Raw genomic sequence first — 17934 nt, forward strand, 5'->3', positions numbered from 1 at the left:
ATTAGGCTATATGACGCCTGTTCAGTATCGCCAAGAAGCCCTTAAAATAGTTGTCTGAATTACTGTTGACAATCCACCTGTAGCTTTTTAGAGCTCAGGGTGTAAGCGTCCTACATTTTTCTCAAATGATTAAACAAATGCTATATCATGCGTATAGATTAAACGAATAAAGAAGGCTTCCTTCGTCTCGAGCCTGCCGAAGAAATGATCGGTGATAATGGAATAGACACTCAGTTTAAAACAAAACCAACTTTTTACCCTCTATTTTTTAGAACACTTCCAAAACTTTTTGTTGTAAGAGCATTAAATTCTTACTTTCTTGTTCGTATACACGGTCAAAACGATAACCAATACGCTCTTTCATGCCAGTGGTTTTTCCTGTAACGTGCATTCGACAAATCATGTTGGCCAAAACCGTCCAACATTGGTACGACTCCAAGAAAAGTTCGGCTTCGTCCCAATTGTAATAATTAAGTAATCGATACATGTGGTATCGTGAGTTACCTACCTCTTTTAGATGCTTGTAATAGACGTCAAAGATCTGAAACGCCCTTTCTCCATTATCCTCCACCCATTTGAGCACACCTTCTTTTATTTTCGGAATTGCCTCTAACCCAATTAAAGCCCCTTCGTACCTTACAAATCTATATAACGGATTACCTTCCATCACTTTAATGTAATCTTCAACCACCTTTTTTACATCCACTTCCTTAATTTTATCTTTACTAAGTTGCTCCTCAGGATTCATGTAAATCAATTTGCAGGTAGAACTAACCGTATTTTCAAATACAGAAAAAATAGCTCTTTCTAACTGTTCAATAGCAATCCACCCTTGATAATGATAATAATGATCACAAATTTCAACTGCACCCTCCTGAAATTTAATGATCTCTATCATGTGAATCTCATGAGTTTTTTGATAATAAATACAATAAGGAAGTTCATAAATGTCACACGTAACCCCAACAGTTACTCCATCTTTAATAAGTGCGTTCTTAAAATCCTCTAAATATGAGAGATACTCGGATTCCAAGTAATTGCGTTCAAATAGTGAAATTTCATTGTGAACCTTAATATCGGTCCTTAAATTTTGGTAATAGGGTGTGAGAATGACTCCTTTTTCTGTTTCTTGATACAAAAGACCGGCCTGTTTCCACAGATGAACAATAGGAATTCCTTCTCTATTTAACATTGCTGAAACAACAAGTTGTGAACAGTTTAGGTAAGGGTTTTTATAAACTAAGTTTGACGACACCTTCATTGTTCCCCCTTTAAAAAATGTATTTATTAACTCTCTACAGATGAAGTATTTTCCTGAATCAAAGTAGAATGTCCAAAACATAGTTAAGAAACAAATCAATTTTCAAAGAGGTTTGTTTGAGTGAGTACATTACTCAATCCAAAGAGCTCAGTGAAATATGTCTAATACTATCAACAATCAGTTAGCTCTTTCTCACTTTCAAAGGTGACAGCAAAAATATGCATAAATGGATTGTCCTCTAAACGAATCCCATTAATAAAATATGTTTTTTCTAAATCCACGCAATAATACCAAAGGTTAGGGCGATAAAAATCATTCCTCCCAACTTGTGTATGAAGGTATTCAAAATTGATCGCTAGTTCGTCTCCGAGCGCAGGCACCGTCTCAACAAAATCTGACAGACATACTTTTGCTTTTTTGACTACTACATCATTTTGCAATAAATAAAGATAATCCGAGAGGCTCCCATTACTAGAAACCCCGATAACATGGATTTTTGAAATGAATTGTGAAGGAAAACCTATTGTTTGCCCCTCTAGTTCAATATTGTCTCCTTCTAATTTATAGGTAAAGTGAAAGGGAATGTTTTTATACACAAATTCTCTATCCAGTGGAACCCCCTCGACTGGTAAAGATGACCCCCCCAGACTCAAGTTCCCGTCTTGTACATTTTGTTCTGTCGTAAACCCTCGATTATTTAAATATGGACCGATATTTAACATCCAAAATTTTGACATTCACAGCACCTCATTTAGGGTCCAAACTTCCATTTCACAGCTCATCGTATTAGATAAAAAACTGAAGCAATCATTGCTTTGCTTGATGAAAAAAGTAGACGAAGCAAATTTTCACCCCGTCTACTTTTTTCTAACCCGAATTATTCAAAGGTTAAATTGCTTTTTGCTCAAGTTTGTCGATAGCTTTTTGGTCGTTTTTACGAGTTTTCATGTTAATCACCTCCTTTCCATATTTTATCATATTAACAAATTTTTTCAACTTTTTTAGTTATTAATATTAAAAATTATTGATAATCTTGAAACACTATCCACATTGGTCAAAGTTTCATTGCAGATTTCAAATCCCGAGGTGTTTATAATACCGTTTTTCGAGTTGATAAATTTGTTCTAACATACTTGGAACACTCTCCATTTTTTCCTTATCCCATCGTGAAGTGTAGTGATATCTGAGCATGATAATTCGGATGGAGTTCCAAAGATTGAAAATCTTGTCCCTAATAATCGTAAATTCAGAGTCACCCCCCCATAGCTGATGGCTGCTAAATTTCTCGATTTGTTTACAAAGAATGGTATAGTTAAGGATTGGGATAAATTTGTTTAAATCGCACTTTATTCCATTCTTTGAAAAAATACTTTCCCGCAATTGCCATACCTCATCGATTCCTCTATCTATCTTGTTTTTATTTACCTGTACATTGTTTCGGTAAATTGTTTGATAACGTTCCAGGCTTTCATCGATAAAACCAGATTCATTATCACCATCTAAGAAAAACTCGTAATATGTTGGCATATTTGCATAAGGAGCGTAATTACGCACAAATCCTTCATAGGCAGTGACTAGATCATCGTAAGAAATAAATCGTTCTTTGTACGTTAAACTCTCCAGAGAATCATGTTCAAAAACTGTAAATAATCGGGTGTCATCATTAAAACCAGTTAGCAGAAGAGAATGCATCCAATGAGTTCTCTTGAATGTGTCCTTTCTAATTGATTCATGGAAGCAATCCACCCAAATAATGATGGGGTTACCCTTTAAAAGTCCCTTTCTGATCTGCTGTACCAAAGAAGATATTTCGTCAACGTATTCGTTCGGATCCATGGCAATTTGTCTAGAAAATGTTTCTAATAGACGAATATCTTCTACAGGCACCGTAAATTCCGATTGTTTCGCTGAACGATGGCACTTTGTTCGAACCCCTATTCTTTGTTCCTGAAGTAATTCCCTTACCGTCCTCTCGAAAAAGTGGCTATTTTCATTTAAACTCAACTCATTAAAGTTATAGAAAAAGATGTCATTTGCATAAAAACCTTTTTTTGATTTTTGGAATAATGTAAGTACCGGAAATAAGGAGTTGTGAAAACAATCCTTGTAGAAAACATCATTAAAAGGCTTTATTTGATTTACTTTGGTTGAGTGGCAAGTTGAAAGTTTACTTGATTTTCCTAAATCTGAATCAACTAATTGGTTCGCGATTGCACTGGCTGCACTTTGTGAATCAGTGGCTTCACAGCTTTCTTTACATAGTTTTCTTTCTACATATCGGGCTAGATCGTTAACGGTTCCGAACTCGTACAAATCAAGCAGCTTAATCGGTAACTGATGATTTTCCATCTCAAGTTCTACTTTCACAGCCAAAATCGAGTTTCCACCCATGTCCAAAAAATTCTCATAAACATTTATCTTTTCCAAGCCCAAGGTGCTGGATAAAATACCTGCGATACGTTTTTCTAAATCCGAATATTCATTTTCTTCCCGCCCTGTTAGAGTTACTTGAGTAAAGGAAACAGGGGTCTCCGCCTCAAGAGAAGAGGGTCTCTTTAGTGTACTGACCTTTTCTTTGATAGGAGCAGATAAACTAAACAGCAAGGAACCGTCTGTCAAAGATGGATGCTGATAATTAAGCTCACCTACGATAATTCGATCGACTCGTTTTCGAAGAACGGTATCTAAAACAGCGATCGCATTTTTCGTAGTGAGACTATAGAAAAGGTCTTTGTCCATCTCAATTTGATAATTCACGGCCATTCCTGTCTCATTCCATGCTGGCCAGTTGATTGTTAACGTCCGTAAACCCAACCGATTTCGAAAAGAAGTGAATGAATCGAGAAAACAGTTTGCGGCTGTATAGTCACCTTGACCGGCGCCCGCTAATAATGACGTGATGGACGAAAACATGACGAAAAAGTCTAATGTATCGTTCTCAGTTAATTTGTGTAGCAGCCACGTGCCTAGAACTTTAGGGGAAATTACCCTGTTAAAAGACTCCTTTTCTCTCCTTACAATAAACTGATCTCCAGCAACTCCTGCACCATGGAAAACCCCATTGATCTTTCCAAATTTCTGTCGTATTTCATGCAGTAATGAGGATAATTGGTCTTTATTTGAGACATCTGCAGGACGAATGTGAATTGTAGAACCATTGCTCTGAATTTCTTTCAAAATAGCAATCTTGTTCTTGAGTTTCTGATCACTTGAAGAATTTAAAATATCGGTCCAGGTTTCTTGTGATGGAAACTCAGAACGCTGCGTAAGAACGAGATGCACATTTTTTTGAGTTGAGAGATACCTTGCTGTTTCAAGGCCAATTCCTCCCGTTCCACCCGTAATGATATACACCCCTTGTTCTTTAATCTCCAATCCACTGTCATCAATATTACTAAAATCTACTGTAATTAACTCTTGGACATACCTATCTCCATCTCTGTACGCAGTCAAATACATGGGATTCTGTGCAGTCAATTCATCGACAACCACACTTACATTGGATCTGTCGTCTAAATCAATACATCTGCAAGTCACTTTCGGAAATTCCTCATGTATTACTTTACCCAGACCAAAGAATGCTGCATTCAAAGGGGAGATTTTCTCCTCCTTTTGGTTAACTACATGGGCATATTCCGACACCAAAATTATCTCCATAGGTTTTTGGAATCTGCTCGCCGCTAATGCTTTCATGAGTCGAAATAAGCTGTTAACTCCTCTATTCTGATCTTCAATTAAATCATTATCTAGCAGGACCGCGTGTTTTTTATCCGAGAGGGTTTGTAAGTGAACAATATAAGATATCTCGGTTTCTTTTACACTTTCTAAAACTCTGCTATAATCTAGTTCCGTTAAACCGGTGACAAGTTTACCTGAATCATCTATAGAAAAATGACTCCCAAGTTCGACTTCTATTATCTTAAGTCCTGATTTTTTGAATGCATGTACGATGTCCTCGCTCTTCTGCCCACTCCCTTTAAAAATCAATACACATTTTTTTTCAACAGTTGCTGTTTCCCTTTTTTCTAGGAATTCCTGTTTCCAACTCATATCAAAGTACATATCTTTTCTTCGTTTCTTTAGTTGATCTAACTGGTCTTTGTTAACTTTCTTTATCATGTAATCTTCTATCTCTACCAGTACGTTCCCTAATGGGTCAATTAACGTGATATCAAATGCAGCCACCTCAGGATTTTTACGATCCTCATTTTTATACCTTACATAGCTATAAAACTTTGTTGGCAGTCGATCATAGATAGTTACTTTTTTGTATGCGAAGGGTAAATACAGGTCTTCTCCAATACTTCTAAGCGCAACGTTAGCTGCTTCATCTAATAGAGCTGGATGAAGATAGAAGCGTTCTATTTCCTCTCTGTACCTTTCATTCATATCTATTACCGCAAATACCCCATCAATACCAGCCTGAATACTGTGTATACAATCCCATCTATCTCCCGTTTCGATTTCATCTCCATGTCGGTAGGAATAAGTCTTCAACTGTCCTCCTGAACATGATTCTTTTATTTTCGCAATATCACATATTTGTTGACTTTTATACCCGAATATTAAAACGCTTCCTTTTACGTGTATTATCCATTGCTCACTCTGATCTGTCTTGCTGCAAATTGTAAATTCAAACCGACCTTTTTCAGTCTCATGAAGAATCGTTTGAACCTCTTTTGATTCACCTTCATTTACCTCAAGGGGGGCTAGAAATACTACATCCTCTAACCTTATCATTTTTCCAGCTTTGTGTTTTTGAACTGCTTCATGGACCATTTCCAAATATGCAGTACCAGGAACGATTGGTATCCTAGCTACTTTATGGTCACTCAAAATCCAATGAGTTTCACATGAAAATTTGCTGACATACGTGATTCGGTCGAACGAACTGGCAAGGCAGCGGTCAAGTAAGGGATGCACAGATTGATCCTCACGCTTACCGGAGCTATTGCTCTCAACCTGCAACGGTGACTCAATCCAGCACTTTGTTTTTGCAAAAGGATACGTAGGTAAGCTTAATTTTGTAATTCTTTGGCCTTCATAAAGAAGCTCCCAATTTAATTCTGCTCCTCTTACATATAGATTACCAACCTTTTCCAACAATTCTCCATCGACACTACTACTCGTCTTCCCCTCTTGTAATAAGCTCATAGCCTCGACAGATAAAGCCATTTTATCTTTTTGTGTAATTTCTCCCTGTTTTCTAGTCGTTTGTCTTTCTGAAACGATCCGATGTTCGTTGTAACTCACATATCGTAATTCTTGTCCTGATAAGCCATACAGGATTGCCTTCTCCAATTTCTCTATTAAATCGTTTCGATCTTTAAATACAATTGATAATCTGTGTGAATAATGTCCTCTCCCTACATTCGCAGTAGCACAAACCTCTCCAAGGTTTAGATTTGGGGATTGGTGCAAAAGGACTTGATATTGCCAGATGAGTTGCTGTATTCCTTCTTTGCTTTTTGCAGAAAGACATAGTATTTGCTCAGAGCCTATTTGTTGGGACATTGTTTCCTTCGTTACTGAGGGAGCCTCTTCAAGAACAATGTGGCAATTGGTTCCACTAATACCAAACGCGCTTACCCCACATCTCCTAGGATGATGGTCTTGCTCCCATTTTCTAAGGCTGTTGTTAACGTAAACAGGTGATTCCTCGAAATTTATCTTTGGATTTGGTCTCTTAAAATGGATGGTTGGTGGAATCTCTTTGTGATGTAAAGCTAGAATCACCTTTATCAGAGATGCTATACCTGCCGCATGATCAAGATGTCCAATATTGGTTTTAACCGAACCGATGCCACAAAACTGTTTTTGATGTACACGACCATGGAAAGCCTGACTAATTCCGTTTATCTCAATAGGATCACCTAATTTTGTACCTGTTCCATGCGCTTCAATATACGATATGGTCTGAGGATCAATGCCTGCATCCTCCCAAGCACTCAAGATGACTTCACTTTGGGCCAAAGGATTTGGAGCTGTAAGACCAACTGATCGGCCATCTTGGTTTATTGCACTTCCTTTTATGACAGCATAGATATTGTCTCCGTCTGCTAATGCTTTGGAAAGCGGCTTCAATAAAATGGCTCCTACACCTTCACCCAAACCTGTTCCATCTGAACTGCTATCAAATGTTCTAGCACGTCCATCTACTGATGTGATACCAATTTCATCCTCTTTAATTTTGATGCTATTTAAAGGAAGTAAATCGATTTTTACTGAACCCGCGATAGCCATTTCACATTCTCCGTTACGAATGGAACGACAAGCCATATGTACTGCAACAAGTGACGAAGAGCAAGCTGTATCCACAACTAGGCTAGGACCTTTTAAATTGAGAAGATATGAAATCCTACTTGCAATTGTGGAATTTATGTTACCTGAAATGGAGATACTCGATAATGAAGAGTCTATAGTTTCTATATACTCTCGATAACTAGTACCAAAATCAGTACTGTGTCCAAGGAAAACTCCAGTTTTTGAATCGCATAGTCTTCCTCCACCATAACCAGCATCCTCTATAGCGGACCATGCGGTCTCCAAAAATAGCCTTTGGTTTGGGCTCATAAGATTAGCTTCTAAAGGGCTCAAACCAAAGAAGTCTCGATCAAACTTATCAACCTCTTCCAGAAAACCGGCTTCATAATATCCATCTTGCTCAACAGAGATATTTTTGCAATTCAAAAACACTTCATTTAATTTTTGTCTGTTTTCTGGAAGGGGACGAATCCAATCCTCCCCCATTTTTAGGGAGTGCCAAAATTCTTCTTTATTATTAGTACCAGCAATTCTACAGGCCAATCCTATTACGGCGATATCGATATTCTCTCCATCTTTAGTACTTGGTTTCTCTTCAAACTCCATCTGTTTACTAATTGATTCTGATAATAGCTTTAGGCTGATTGACATAATAATCCCCCAATAAACCACCTATTAACATTTTTCTTTTACCAAGTCGTAAATGAATCTCCAAATACTTCCGCGCTCGTTTCTCTGATCAATCTTTTGACTATTTCTTCGACTTCATCCATTGGAGTTTTCTTGGAAAGAAGAATCATTCGAAGCAATTCAAGCGCATTAGTCATTTGTTCTTTTGAAGGATTTTCATTGTTGGATTCCGGTTCCATTAACATTTGCTTCAACTTTCTGATTGGTTCAATGAATGCGTTATGATATTCGACAGACGAATCATTATAATTAGGAGTACAGACTGCTATAGCAAGACATTTCTCAATAAATTGCAATGCAGTCATTTCCTCACGAAGATTGATGTTAAGAGAACGAATATGTTCAAAATCTTCTAGTTTGTCAAATGAATAAGCTTCCATTCGTGCAGAATTTAATTTACTTAGTGCTTTTAAGGTATCTTTAGGTCCTAAGTCAATACACACATCGATTTTTTCTGCCATTAGAAACCGCATAGTTTGGTGCCATTGCACAGGCCTGATCAGTTGTTCTGTTAACATATCCACAATAGTATCCTTATTGACATTAACGTAAGGAAAAGCAGTTACGTTAGAGATCACTGGGTATGTAAAATCATGAAACTGCAGTTTAAGAAGTTCAGACCGAAAACGATCTGCAACAGGTTTCATAAGGATGCAATGAGCTGGAGCGGTAATATTTAATGGAATAACTTGAGCACCTTTAGAGTTTAAAGCAGACGCAACAGCCAAAACTGCTTTTTTGTTACCTGAAACAACAAACTGATTTGGGGAATTATGGTTTGAGACGAAAGCCATAGAATCTTTGGTCGAGTACCTCTCACACTCAGCTCTAACAGCTTCCCTGTCGAGTCCATTTACTGCAATCATGGAGCTTTCAATATCTTTTACCAATTCTTGCATGTATCGCCCTCGAAGCTGCACAATTTTAATTGCATCTTGGAAGCGAATTACTCCTGCACAAGCAAGTGCCGAGTACTCCCCTACACTATGACCAGCCATGTAAGTTGGTTGATATCCAAATTGTTCTAAAAATACACGGAATGCTGCAACACCTACTGTAAAAATCGCCGTTTGGGCTTTCATTGTTTCCATCAGCTGTTTTGAATCGCCTTCGAAGCATAACCTTTTCATATCGTACTTCAATACATCAGATGCTTCTTCAAACACTTGCTTTGCTGTTTGAAATTGCCTGAAAAGCTCTTTTCCCATACCAATGTATTGAGTTCCTGTTCCAGGAAAAAGTAAAGCAATCTTTTTCATTTCATTTCCCCATTTACCGTTGTAAGTTCACCGATGATAATAGTGACCAACTTTTTGTATTTAGCTAACCAGTGGGTCATAATATTCTGCTTAAATTTCTTGTTATTAAAGACCATTTTTAAATGAAACGATGAATCCTCCTGCGTTACCAGCAAAGAAATGTCTGAATACTTTTGGACTTCTTGTTCGGAATCATAAGCAAACAACATAGATCCTTCATTGGTAGTTGAATGGTCACTTTTTGTGTTTGGATGTAAATTCATACCCTTTGCATTCAGTACTTCTCTTTCAATTTGTTTATATACCTCATCAAATTGGGTAATATCATCAAAATTAAAGTTCAATATTGACATACTTGAATCTCCGTTCAAGTATGCGATAATCCTTAGTTTCTCTTGACGTAATTCTTCAGATAATAGGAACCCAAAAGCTGCGGCTAGGAGATAAGATATATTCATTCGACAGACATCAGCTATGTAGCTTAGTTTTTTTTGCAGCTCTTGATCAATGATTTTCTCTGAAATAGATCGATACTTACTTTTTTGTTCAGCCAAATAGCGAGCCAATTTTGAGACTGTGGGGTAGGAAAATATATCTGATATTTGTAGTTTCATTTTAAAATGTTCTTCTAGTTCTACATACATCCGAGAAAGAAGTATTGAATTACCTCCTAGTTCAAAAAAATTATCATTCACGCCCACTAAATCAAGTTTCAATACTTTTCCCCATATAGCGGCAATTGCACTTTCTTCATCAGTATTAGGAGCCAAGTAATCTGTATCCAAATTCGGGCGTTTCATGTCTGGTTCGGGTAAGCTTAATCGGTCTATTTTCCCATTCGGGGTTAACGGAATTTGCTGCAACCTTACAAAATAACTTGGTATCATGTACTCTGGCAAGCTCTCGGAGAGATGAAAAATCAAATTCATTTTTGTTAGCTCATTATCCGCTACATAATATGCAACTAAATATGACTCGCCCATCTCATTTTCTTTCGCTGTTACGACACATTCCTTTATTAAATAATGTTCTTGGAGACAATCTTCAATTTCTGCTAATTCGATTCGGAAACCGCGAATCTTTACTTGTTGATCAATTCTGCCTAAATATTCGATTTCACCATTCTTTAAAAGTCTCACTCTATCTCCTGTTTTATACATCTTCATAGCAGGATAATATGGGTGGTTTCTGAATCTTTCACTTGTTAAGTCCGAGCGATGTAAATAACCACTTGCTAATCCATCCCCTGATATACAAAGTTCTCCTGCTGATCCTAGAGACACTGGAATGCCTCGCTCATCGACTATACATAGTTGTGTATTTGCTATCGGAAGTCCGATGGTAATATCATCTTCAGATAATATTTTTTTCACGGTAGACCAAATTGTTGTTTCGGTAGGCCCATACATATTAAATATTGTTGCTTTCGTTAATCTTCTCAATTCACTTAATAAGTGTCTGGGAAGAGGCTCGCCACCAAGCATTATTTCTGACAAACGTGCGATTAATCCTAGATTAGAGGGATCATTCAACATTAATTTCATTGTCGAAGGCGTTGTTTGTAACATATCAGGTTGATGATTTAACAAATCCGTTGATACTTTTCTTGGATCTGCAATCATGATTTGCATTCCGATTGTTAAAGGTAAAAGTGTTTCTAACACAAAAATATCAAAAGAAATAGTAGTTAAACATAATATAGATTTATCTGAATGAAAGTCTATAACATCAACCATTCCCAAAATGAAGTTATGGACAGACTGATGCTTAATCATCACTCCTTTTGGTTTTCCCGACGATCCTGAAGTATAAATTACATAAATCAAATCAGAAGAATTGTTAACATTATCAAGGTCAGAGTCTTCTCCCGAATATAAAAAATCATCATCTATATACATGAGAGTTCCGTCAAAAATAAAGTTATCACTTAACTCATGCTGTGTTATTATTAAATTGACATTACTTTCGTGGATCATATATTGAATTCTAGTCATTGGAAATTTTGGATCAATTGGCAGATAACACCCCCCCGCCTTGATAATCCCCAAAATCCCAATTATCATTTCAATGGATCTTTGTACCATTAATCCCACTATCATGTTGCGCTTAATACCATATTGTCTTAGCTTTCTTGCTAATTGATTGGATTTTCGATTTAGTTCTTTATAAGTAATACTCTTATTTTGATAGATGATTGCTGTCTTCTCTGGACACTTTTTTACTTGTTCCTCAAACAGCTCATGAATAGTTTTTTCGGTATCATATGATTTCTTTGTTCTCTCATATGTTTCGTCCATCCATGTAAAAACATCCAAAATTTTATTGTCAATATCATCTAAAGCTTGTCTATTATTTTCCACTCTTACTATTCATCTCCTCAATTCGGTTAAAATTGAAGAATCGCTCCACAACTGGGCTTGTCCACTTATGCCATACTTGGCCATCATATAGAACTTCTGACAAATAATCGAGTGATCCGGGATGAAGAGCTGCAAGTAAATTTTGCGGAACAGTGTCTGGGAATAATTCATTAACATAGTGCAACGCAAAATATACTTCCTTAATTAGTGAATTCTCATTTACGAGTTTTATAAAAGTATCAAAATCAATTTGAATATTTCTGTTAACAAAGAAACTATGTATATCTATTGCTTTGTACAACACTAAATCCTTATACCGTTCAACACCGTTACGATAAATCGCGTCTTTATAGAAGTGAATACAAGTAAAGAGTAGCAAGTCTTCTACTTGCAACGTCGATATAGGCCACTTTCCGCCAACGACTCGTTGCGTTCTCCTATTTAACATTTGCTGTACAAGCTTGTCCGTTCTATTTTTTGTCATAAAATCAATAGAGAATTGGATGTCAATTTTATGGAATTCTAGGAAAGAACTGTTTTTTACAGGTTTAACAAGTGAATATAATTGGTGAGACGTCATTTGTGAATAAAGAATCTCACTCCGCTTCACACTGTCAATTGTGCCTAGTTGAAAATTGTAATGTCCAAATACATATCCGTGTTCTTGCAAAATTTGCGCAACTTTGTTTGCCTGGCTTGGCTCTATTAATACGTCGTTGTCGGAAAATAGGCGTAAGCCAAGATCTTCATAAATCCAATCCGCGAGAATGGCCCCTTTAACTAAAGCGTACTTAATTCCAAGTTCATCAAATTTCTGGAATACCATGTGATTAAATGTCATTTGCTCATGAGAGAGCTGACGTTGACCTTTGTACATGATCTCAAGAGCTTTGAAAAAATATGCTGCTTTATATTTAGCACGTTCTTGAATTATATAATTGCGTATATTTTTCCAAGCTAGTCCTGCAACTCGATGAACTTGTAACATCCCTAGAGTCAAATTCCAGTTTTGATGAGATTGTAATAGCTGCTTAAGTCTATCCACCTCTTCTTCTGTTAAAATGGGTTTTGCCAATAACAAAACAAGTTGTACCTCTTTTTTTAAAATATCCTGCACCTTTATCCCATCCTTATTGAACCAATTACTATCGACTACTTAGCTCCAATTTTTGAAAATTGATAACCAGAATAGTATTCATGGATAATTGAATATGGAGCACTAAAAAGTTGTCGATTATACTTTTAAGAAATTGGCAGTATGTCAAATTTATTGAGCAACAACTTGCATACCATCTCTAATGATCTAAAATTGTCTAGAATTAGATCATCATCATCAATTTGTATCTCCAGCTCTTCTTCGATTAATACAATCAATTCCACTGTTTTAAGGGAATTCATTCCTACTTCAATTAAATCAGTTGACATTTCAACGCTTCCCTTAGGCAAATCCAACACTTGTAAAACCTTAGTTACAAGTAAATCTTGTAATTGTTGTTTGTTTTGGATGATCATGCGTGCTATCCCCTTTTCCGCAGACTCAAGTGTCTTAACGAAAACGAATAATTTAATTACAACTGCCCATCGACCACAATTAATAATGAGCATTACACATGTCGTATATAAGAGTAGAAGTTATCAGAAATAACTCTGAAACATTTAGCACCAACGGTGACGAAATGAAATCAATCCCAATTTCTCTTTTGCTAGAACTTCATACACGATATCTCTTTGGGGTGGATGAAATGCCCCCGCTTTTACGTCTCGATATAAGGTAGAGAGTAAATTACTATTGAATATACTCCCAATTCCTTCTATTTTCATTGCTTTGTTCACTATTTCTTCCGCAGATTGAGTTACGTACTCTTTAGTAATGAAGCTAGTAGTTTTAAGTTTTTGTTTAATGCCTTGTTCCGTAGGTTCCTGTAAATAAGTCCTGAGCAGTTCACAAAAATATCGTATCTGGGAATAGGAGGTTTCCAATAAAATTAACATTTCTGCCAATGAAAACTGGACTCCCGGATATGTTCCTAACTTGTTATTTGTATGTGGTACCGCCTTTTCTTTACTTTGTCTTACTACATAATCAAGTGCTGTATTTGCAATGCCATAATATACGGCCACAATACTGAAACGAAACAAGATCCCTAAAATCTCGGTTTGATCTAAAGAACCCGCTTTACGTATAACCTGATATGGCTCTACAACTACATCCTTTAGCTTAATTCGATTGCTATAAGAGCCTTGCATTGCAATGGTATCCCAATCCTTTTCTACAGTAACTCCAGGGGCATTTTTATCAAGAATAAATAGGGCAACACCAAAACTAGGGCCATCATAATCTTTGATAAGTGCATAAACTGGCAAATAGCGCACGTATGGCTCTAATGAGACGAAAGGTTTTATACCATTTACTAAATATTTATCCCCTATTTTCTCTGCCTTGATTGGATATGACGCTTCGTTAACTTGTTTGGGATGCACGAAATAGAACCCAGGTTCATTCAATGAACTAAATAATGCTTTTTCTTTTAGTACTTGTGAAAAATAAAATTTCTTTTGTTCTTCACTCATTAGAAATTGAAAGCCCCAAACTGTGAATAGATGCATCGCCAAACTAAGGGCTACTGATGGAGATTTTTTAACTAAATCGCAAATAGTTTGAAAATAAATATGTGGATCAATACATATTCCACTCTCATTTGGTAAAGTAAGACAATGTATATTTTGATCTAATAAGGTACTGATTTGATCATCTACTTTAATCGTCATATGGGAATCAATCCTTTACAGTTTTCCACCAATTAATATTATTGATATACCAATCAATAGTTTTAACAATTCCATCCTCGAAACTAGTTAAAGGTAGCCAGCCTAATTGTGTCCGGATTTTTGCTGAGTTAATTGCATATCTTCTGTCATGCCCCTTCCGATCATCAACATAAGTAATTAAACTTTTTGGTTTACCTAATATATTTAGTATTAAATGCACGACATCATTGTTAGTTTTTTCATTCCCACCGGATATATTGTAGACTTCCCCAACATTCCCAAGATGCAGGACACTATCGATAGCTCGACAATTGTCTTCCACATATAACCAATCCCGAATATTCAGTCCGTCACCATAAATTGGGATCGGCTTATTTTCTAATGCATTCGTTACTACAAGAGGAATTAATTTTTCAGGATATTGGTGCGGTCCATAATTATTAGATGAACGAATGATATTAACCGGAAGTCCATATGTTTGGTGATATACACGGACAAGAAGTTCTGCACTTGCCTTAGTAGCTGAATAAGGATTGTTTGGTGAAATCGGAGAATCCTCACAAAAATAGCCTGACTCATCTAGGCTACCGTAAACTTCATCTGTCGATATTTGAATAAATTTTTTAATTTGGAATTTAAGTGAGAGTTCTAGAAGGCTTTGGGTCCCAAGAAAATTTGATCTAATAAAAGGAACAGGACTTATTATGCTCTTATCTACATGTGTCTCAGCTGCAAAATTTACCACAGCATCTACACCTTGGGAGAAAATGGAATTGAGCAACCTACCATTGCAAATATCACCGCGCACAAATCGATAATTAGAAAAGTTCTCAACATCTAGTAAATTCATGAGATTGGATGAATACCCTAGAATGTCAAGATTAATTATTTGATAACTGGGATACTTATGTAACATATACCTTACAAAGTGACTTCCGATGAACCCCATTCCACCTGTTATTAATATTCTCATTTTATATCCACTACTTTAGAATAATTATCAAAATGTTGAATAGCTAAGTCAACGTCTCTTGCTAAATGATCAGCTTTTAACCACGATTCATATGTTCCAGCGTCTACCCACCATCCTTGTAAAATGTCAAAAGTTAATTTTTCTCTGGTGATATAGATGTTGTTCACATCAGTAATCTCTAACTCTCCACGTTTCGATGGTTTCAAGCTTTTAATTATTTCAAATACTATTGGATCGTACATATATATACCAGTTACGGCATAGGGACTTTTTGGCCTATTCGGTTTTTCTTCTATTTTGACTATAGAATTTCCTAAAAAAACAGGAACACCGTATCGTTCTGGATCGGCCACTTCTTTAAGTAGAATTTTGGCCCCACTCGCTGTTTGCTCGAACTGCTTAACGTATAACGTAATATCATCTGAAAATACATTATCACCTAAAATTACTGTCATTAAGTCATTAGATACAAAATCTTCAGCAAGACTTAAAGCGTGGGCAATTCCTCCTGCTTCATCCTGGACTTTGTATGTAAATGATACTCCAAACTCTTCTCCACTTCCCAATAAAGACGCAATGCTACCTATGTGTCCCTTTCCTGTGATAATTAATATATCCTTAATATCCGCTTGGACGAATTTATGGATCGCATGAAATATCATGGGGTATTTACCTACAGGTAGCAATTGTTTATTAGTGACCTTTGTAAACGGGTATAGACGCGATCCAGTTCCTCCAGCTAAAATTATTCCCTTCATGTAATCACCCCTTTAAGCAAAAAATATGGAAGCTCCGAAAGACTTTTTCAATCACTAATCTAGTTAAATAGTGTAGATTTTTGCTTTGCGATTTTTTCCATAATTTTAATCAACAAAAATGCTAATGAGAAATAGAGGAACCCTAGTAGTAACTCGTTAAACAATAAATGGGAAACATTGTAAAAACCAGCTCCGTTTAATGCCGCTCTCATAGCTGCTAATCCATTTGTCACAGGCAATATTTTTGAAATTGTTTCCAACCAAATAGGTAGCAAATTTGTTGGAAAGTTAATCCCACTCATCACCTGAAAGATCCCTATCGAAATATTTAGTATAAGATTGATATCACGAAGCACCAACCCTACACTTGCAATTATTAGTGCAAAGCCAGATACGGAGAAAATAATTGAGCTAATTAATAGAAACAGTAACAAAATATTTGAAATATTGATATTAACGTGAAAATAAGTGTAATAGAGGAACAGACTAAAAGTAGCTACAAAATATGCATCCAAAATAGGAATTAACATTCTTAAAATAATAATTTTAAATATTGAGGTTCGAGTGGATGTAATAAGCCCTATGGTGCCGTAAAGGCGCTCATATCTGGACATTAGGGTAAGGTTGAAAATGACCGTCCGTAGTATAATTAAAATCACATTACCTAAAATTAAATAGTTTAGATATTCATTACCTAAAACGGTATATCCTAAAAGAATAAAAAAAACAAAGTAGAAAAATGGTTCGACAAATCTAAATAATATAAATGATTTCAGGTCCTGATACGGATATAATGCTTTATACGTCAACTTAATAAATTCAAAATGCATTAAAGCAATCCCCCTATCTCACCCTTCTTTTTCATATTAGACTCCATTCTATTGATTAAAATATAGCTGATAAGTGTATAAATTAAAGATAGTAACAATGCAGTCCCAAGACAAAATTCAATACCTTGAACATCGTTTGAAAAAGAATTGGATATACTTTTTATAGACCAAGTAGTAGGAAGCATAATCGAAACGATCTTTCCAATTAGCGGTAGATCTTCTAAATGAGTGAATAAACCTGATAGCAACAGAAAGGGGTACACGATAACATTCTGATATGAATACACATTCTCGCTGAAATTGAAGATTATCGCTAGAATCATACCAATTGCGGATAAAGAAATGATTAGAGATAGTACAGATAGAACAAACCTGAAGATATTTTCTATTTCAACGGCAAAATAAAATATGAATATAGCATATAAAAACGTAATTACTAGAGATAATGCACCTAGAATAGCGTTATTAATGATTTTACTTAATAAAATTTTAAAAAGAGATGTTTTAGTCCCAACCAACAGTCGTAATGTGTTTGTTCTTGTTTCTGAAATTAGAGCTGATCCACATGAATAGAGCACATAGTTCCACATACTAACTACTGCCACCGCGACAAGAAACATCGTCACATTTTGCTTCGGACGAATTATCAACATATATTTAATGATTGTCAGCAAAATAATTGGTTGAAAGAAAAATATAAATTGATACATTTTGTTTTTTAGATTGGTAAATTTAAGAAACTGAAAACCAAAAAGGTGAAAAAAGTTCAT

Annotated in this window: 12 protein-coding genes; all 12 read right to left on the minus strand. The window is 35.9% G+C overall.

Annotated elements, in window-relative coordinates:
• Positions 1-268: 268 nt before the first annotated feature.
• The 12 genes from ACTHO6_RS18500 to ACTHO6_RS18555 all read right to left on the minus strand — a co-directional run bounded on the left by ACTHO6_RS18500 (position 269) and on the right by ACTHO6_RS18555 (position 17934).
• Positions 269-1255, minus strand: a complete 987-nt coding sequence (locus ACTHO6_RS18500) for a hypothetical protein (protein ID WP_440243157.1) — start codon at positions 1253-1255, stop codon at positions 269-271.
• Between the two features lie 176 nt (positions 1256-1431).
• The gene (locus tag ACTHO6_RS18505; protein WP_440243158.1) at positions 1432-1998 is read right to left on the minus strand and encodes a hypothetical protein; all 567 of its coding nucleotides are present in this window, start codon (positions 1996-1998) and stop codon (positions 1432-1434) included.
• 337 nt (positions 1999-2335) lie between these two features.
• On the minus strand, positions 2336-8176 hold the full coding sequence (locus ACTHO6_RS18510) for an SDR family NAD(P)-dependent oxidoreductase (RefSeq protein ID WP_440243159.1): 5841 nt from the start codon (positions 8174-8176) through the stop codon (positions 2336-2338).
• Between the two features lie 38 nt (positions 8177-8214).
• Positions 8215-9474, minus strand: a complete 1260-nt coding sequence (gene fabD / locus ACTHO6_RS18515) for an ACP S-malonyltransferase (RefSeq protein ID WP_440243160.1) — start codon at positions 9472-9474, stop codon at positions 8215-8217.
• Positions 9471-11834, minus strand: coding sequence for a non-ribosomal peptide synthetase (locus tag ACTHO6_RS18520; RefSeq protein WP_440243161.1), 2364 nt, complete (start codon positions 11832-11834; stop codon positions 9471-9473). Before ACTHO6_RS18520 ends, fabD begins: the two co-directional genes overlap by 4 nt.
• Complete coding sequence (locus ACTHO6_RS18525; protein ID WP_440243162.1) at positions 11824-12951, minus strand: nucleotidyltransferase family protein; 1128 nt, start codon at positions 12949-12951, stop codon at positions 11824-11826. The genes ACTHO6_RS18520 and ACTHO6_RS18525 overlap by 11 nt, the downstream gene beginning before the upstream one ends.
• 125 nt (positions 12952-13076) lie before the next feature.
• Positions 13077-13346, minus strand: coding sequence for an acyl carrier protein (locus ACTHO6_RS18530; protein WP_440243163.1), 270 nt, complete (start codon positions 13344-13346; stop codon positions 13077-13079).
• A 144-nt stretch (positions 13347-13490) separates the two neighbouring features.
• Positions 13491-14603, minus strand: coding sequence for an acyl-CoA dehydrogenase family protein (locus ACTHO6_RS18535; protein WP_440243164.1), 1113 nt, complete (start codon positions 14601-14603; stop codon positions 13491-13493).
• Positions 14604-14610: 7 nt separating this feature from the next.
• Positions 14611-15576, minus strand: coding sequence for a dTDP-glucose 4,6-dehydratase (rfbB, locus tag ACTHO6_RS18540; protein WP_440243165.1), 966 nt, complete (start codon positions 15574-15576; stop codon positions 14611-14613).
• Positions 15573-16334 carry a sugar phosphate nucleotidyltransferase gene (locus ACTHO6_RS18545; RefSeq protein ID WP_440243166.1) on the minus strand — a complete coding sequence of 254 codons (762 nt, stop codon included), beginning with the start codon at positions 16332-16334 and terminating at the stop codon, positions 15573-15575. The genes rfbB and ACTHO6_RS18545 overlap by 4 nt, the downstream gene beginning before the upstream one ends.
• Positions 16335-16393: 59 nt before the next feature.
• Positions 16394-17164: an ABC transporter permease gene (locus tag ACTHO6_RS18550; protein WP_440243167.1), complete on the minus strand. Its 771-nt coding sequence runs from the start codon at positions 17162-17164 to the stop codon at positions 16394-16396.
• Positions 17164-17934, minus strand: a complete 771-nt coding sequence (locus ACTHO6_RS18555) for an ABC transporter permease (protein WP_440243168.1) — start codon at positions 17932-17934, stop codon at positions 17164-17166. The genes ACTHO6_RS18550 and ACTHO6_RS18555 overlap by 1 nt, the downstream gene beginning before the upstream one ends.

Origin of the sequence: Brevibacillus sp. SAFN-007a (assembly GCF_051967035.1) — a bacterium.
GTDB lineage: Bacteria > Bacillota > Bacilli > Brevibacillales > Brevibacillaceae > Brevibacillus.

What these genes read in the sequence shown, in the direction of transcription:
- ACTHO6_RS18505 (WP_440243158.1), bottom strand. Translation starts at nt 1,998, where the DNA reads ATGTCAAAATTTTGGATGTTAAATATCGGTCCATATTTAAATAATCGA.
- ACTHO6_RS18510 (WP_440243159.1), bottom strand. Translation starts at nt 8,176, where the DNA reads ATGTCAATCAGCCTAAAGCTATTATCAGAATCAATTAGTAAACAGATG.
- fabD (WP_440243160.1), bottom strand. Translation starts at nt 9,474, where the DNA reads ATGAAAAAGATTGCTTTACTTTTTCCTGGAACAGGAACTCAATACATT.
- ACTHO6_RS18530 (WP_440243163.1), bottom strand. Translation starts at nt 13,346, where the DNA reads ATGATCATCCAAAACAAACAACAATTACAAGATTTACTTGTAACTAAG.
- ACTHO6_RS18535 (WP_440243164.1), bottom strand. Translation starts at nt 14,603, where the DNA reads ATGACGATTAAAGTAGATGATCAAATCAGTACCTTATTAGATCAAAAT.
- rfbB (WP_440243165.1), bottom strand. Translation starts at nt 15,576, where the DNA reads ATGAGAATATTAATAACAGGTGGAATGGGGTTCATCGGAAGTCACTTT.
- ACTHO6_RS18545 (WP_440243166.1), bottom strand. Translation starts at nt 16,334, where the DNA reads ATGAAGGGAATAATTTTAGCTGGAGGAACTGGATCGCGTCTATACCCG.
- ACTHO6_RS18550 (WP_440243167.1), bottom strand. Translation starts at nt 17,164, where the DNA reads ATGCATTTTGAATTTATTAAGTTGACGTATAAAGCATTATATCCGTAT.
- ACTHO6_RS18555 (WP_440243168.1), bottom strand. Translation starts at nt 17,934, where the DNA reads ATGAACTTTTTTCACCTTTTTGGTTTTCAGTTTCTTAAATTTACCAAT.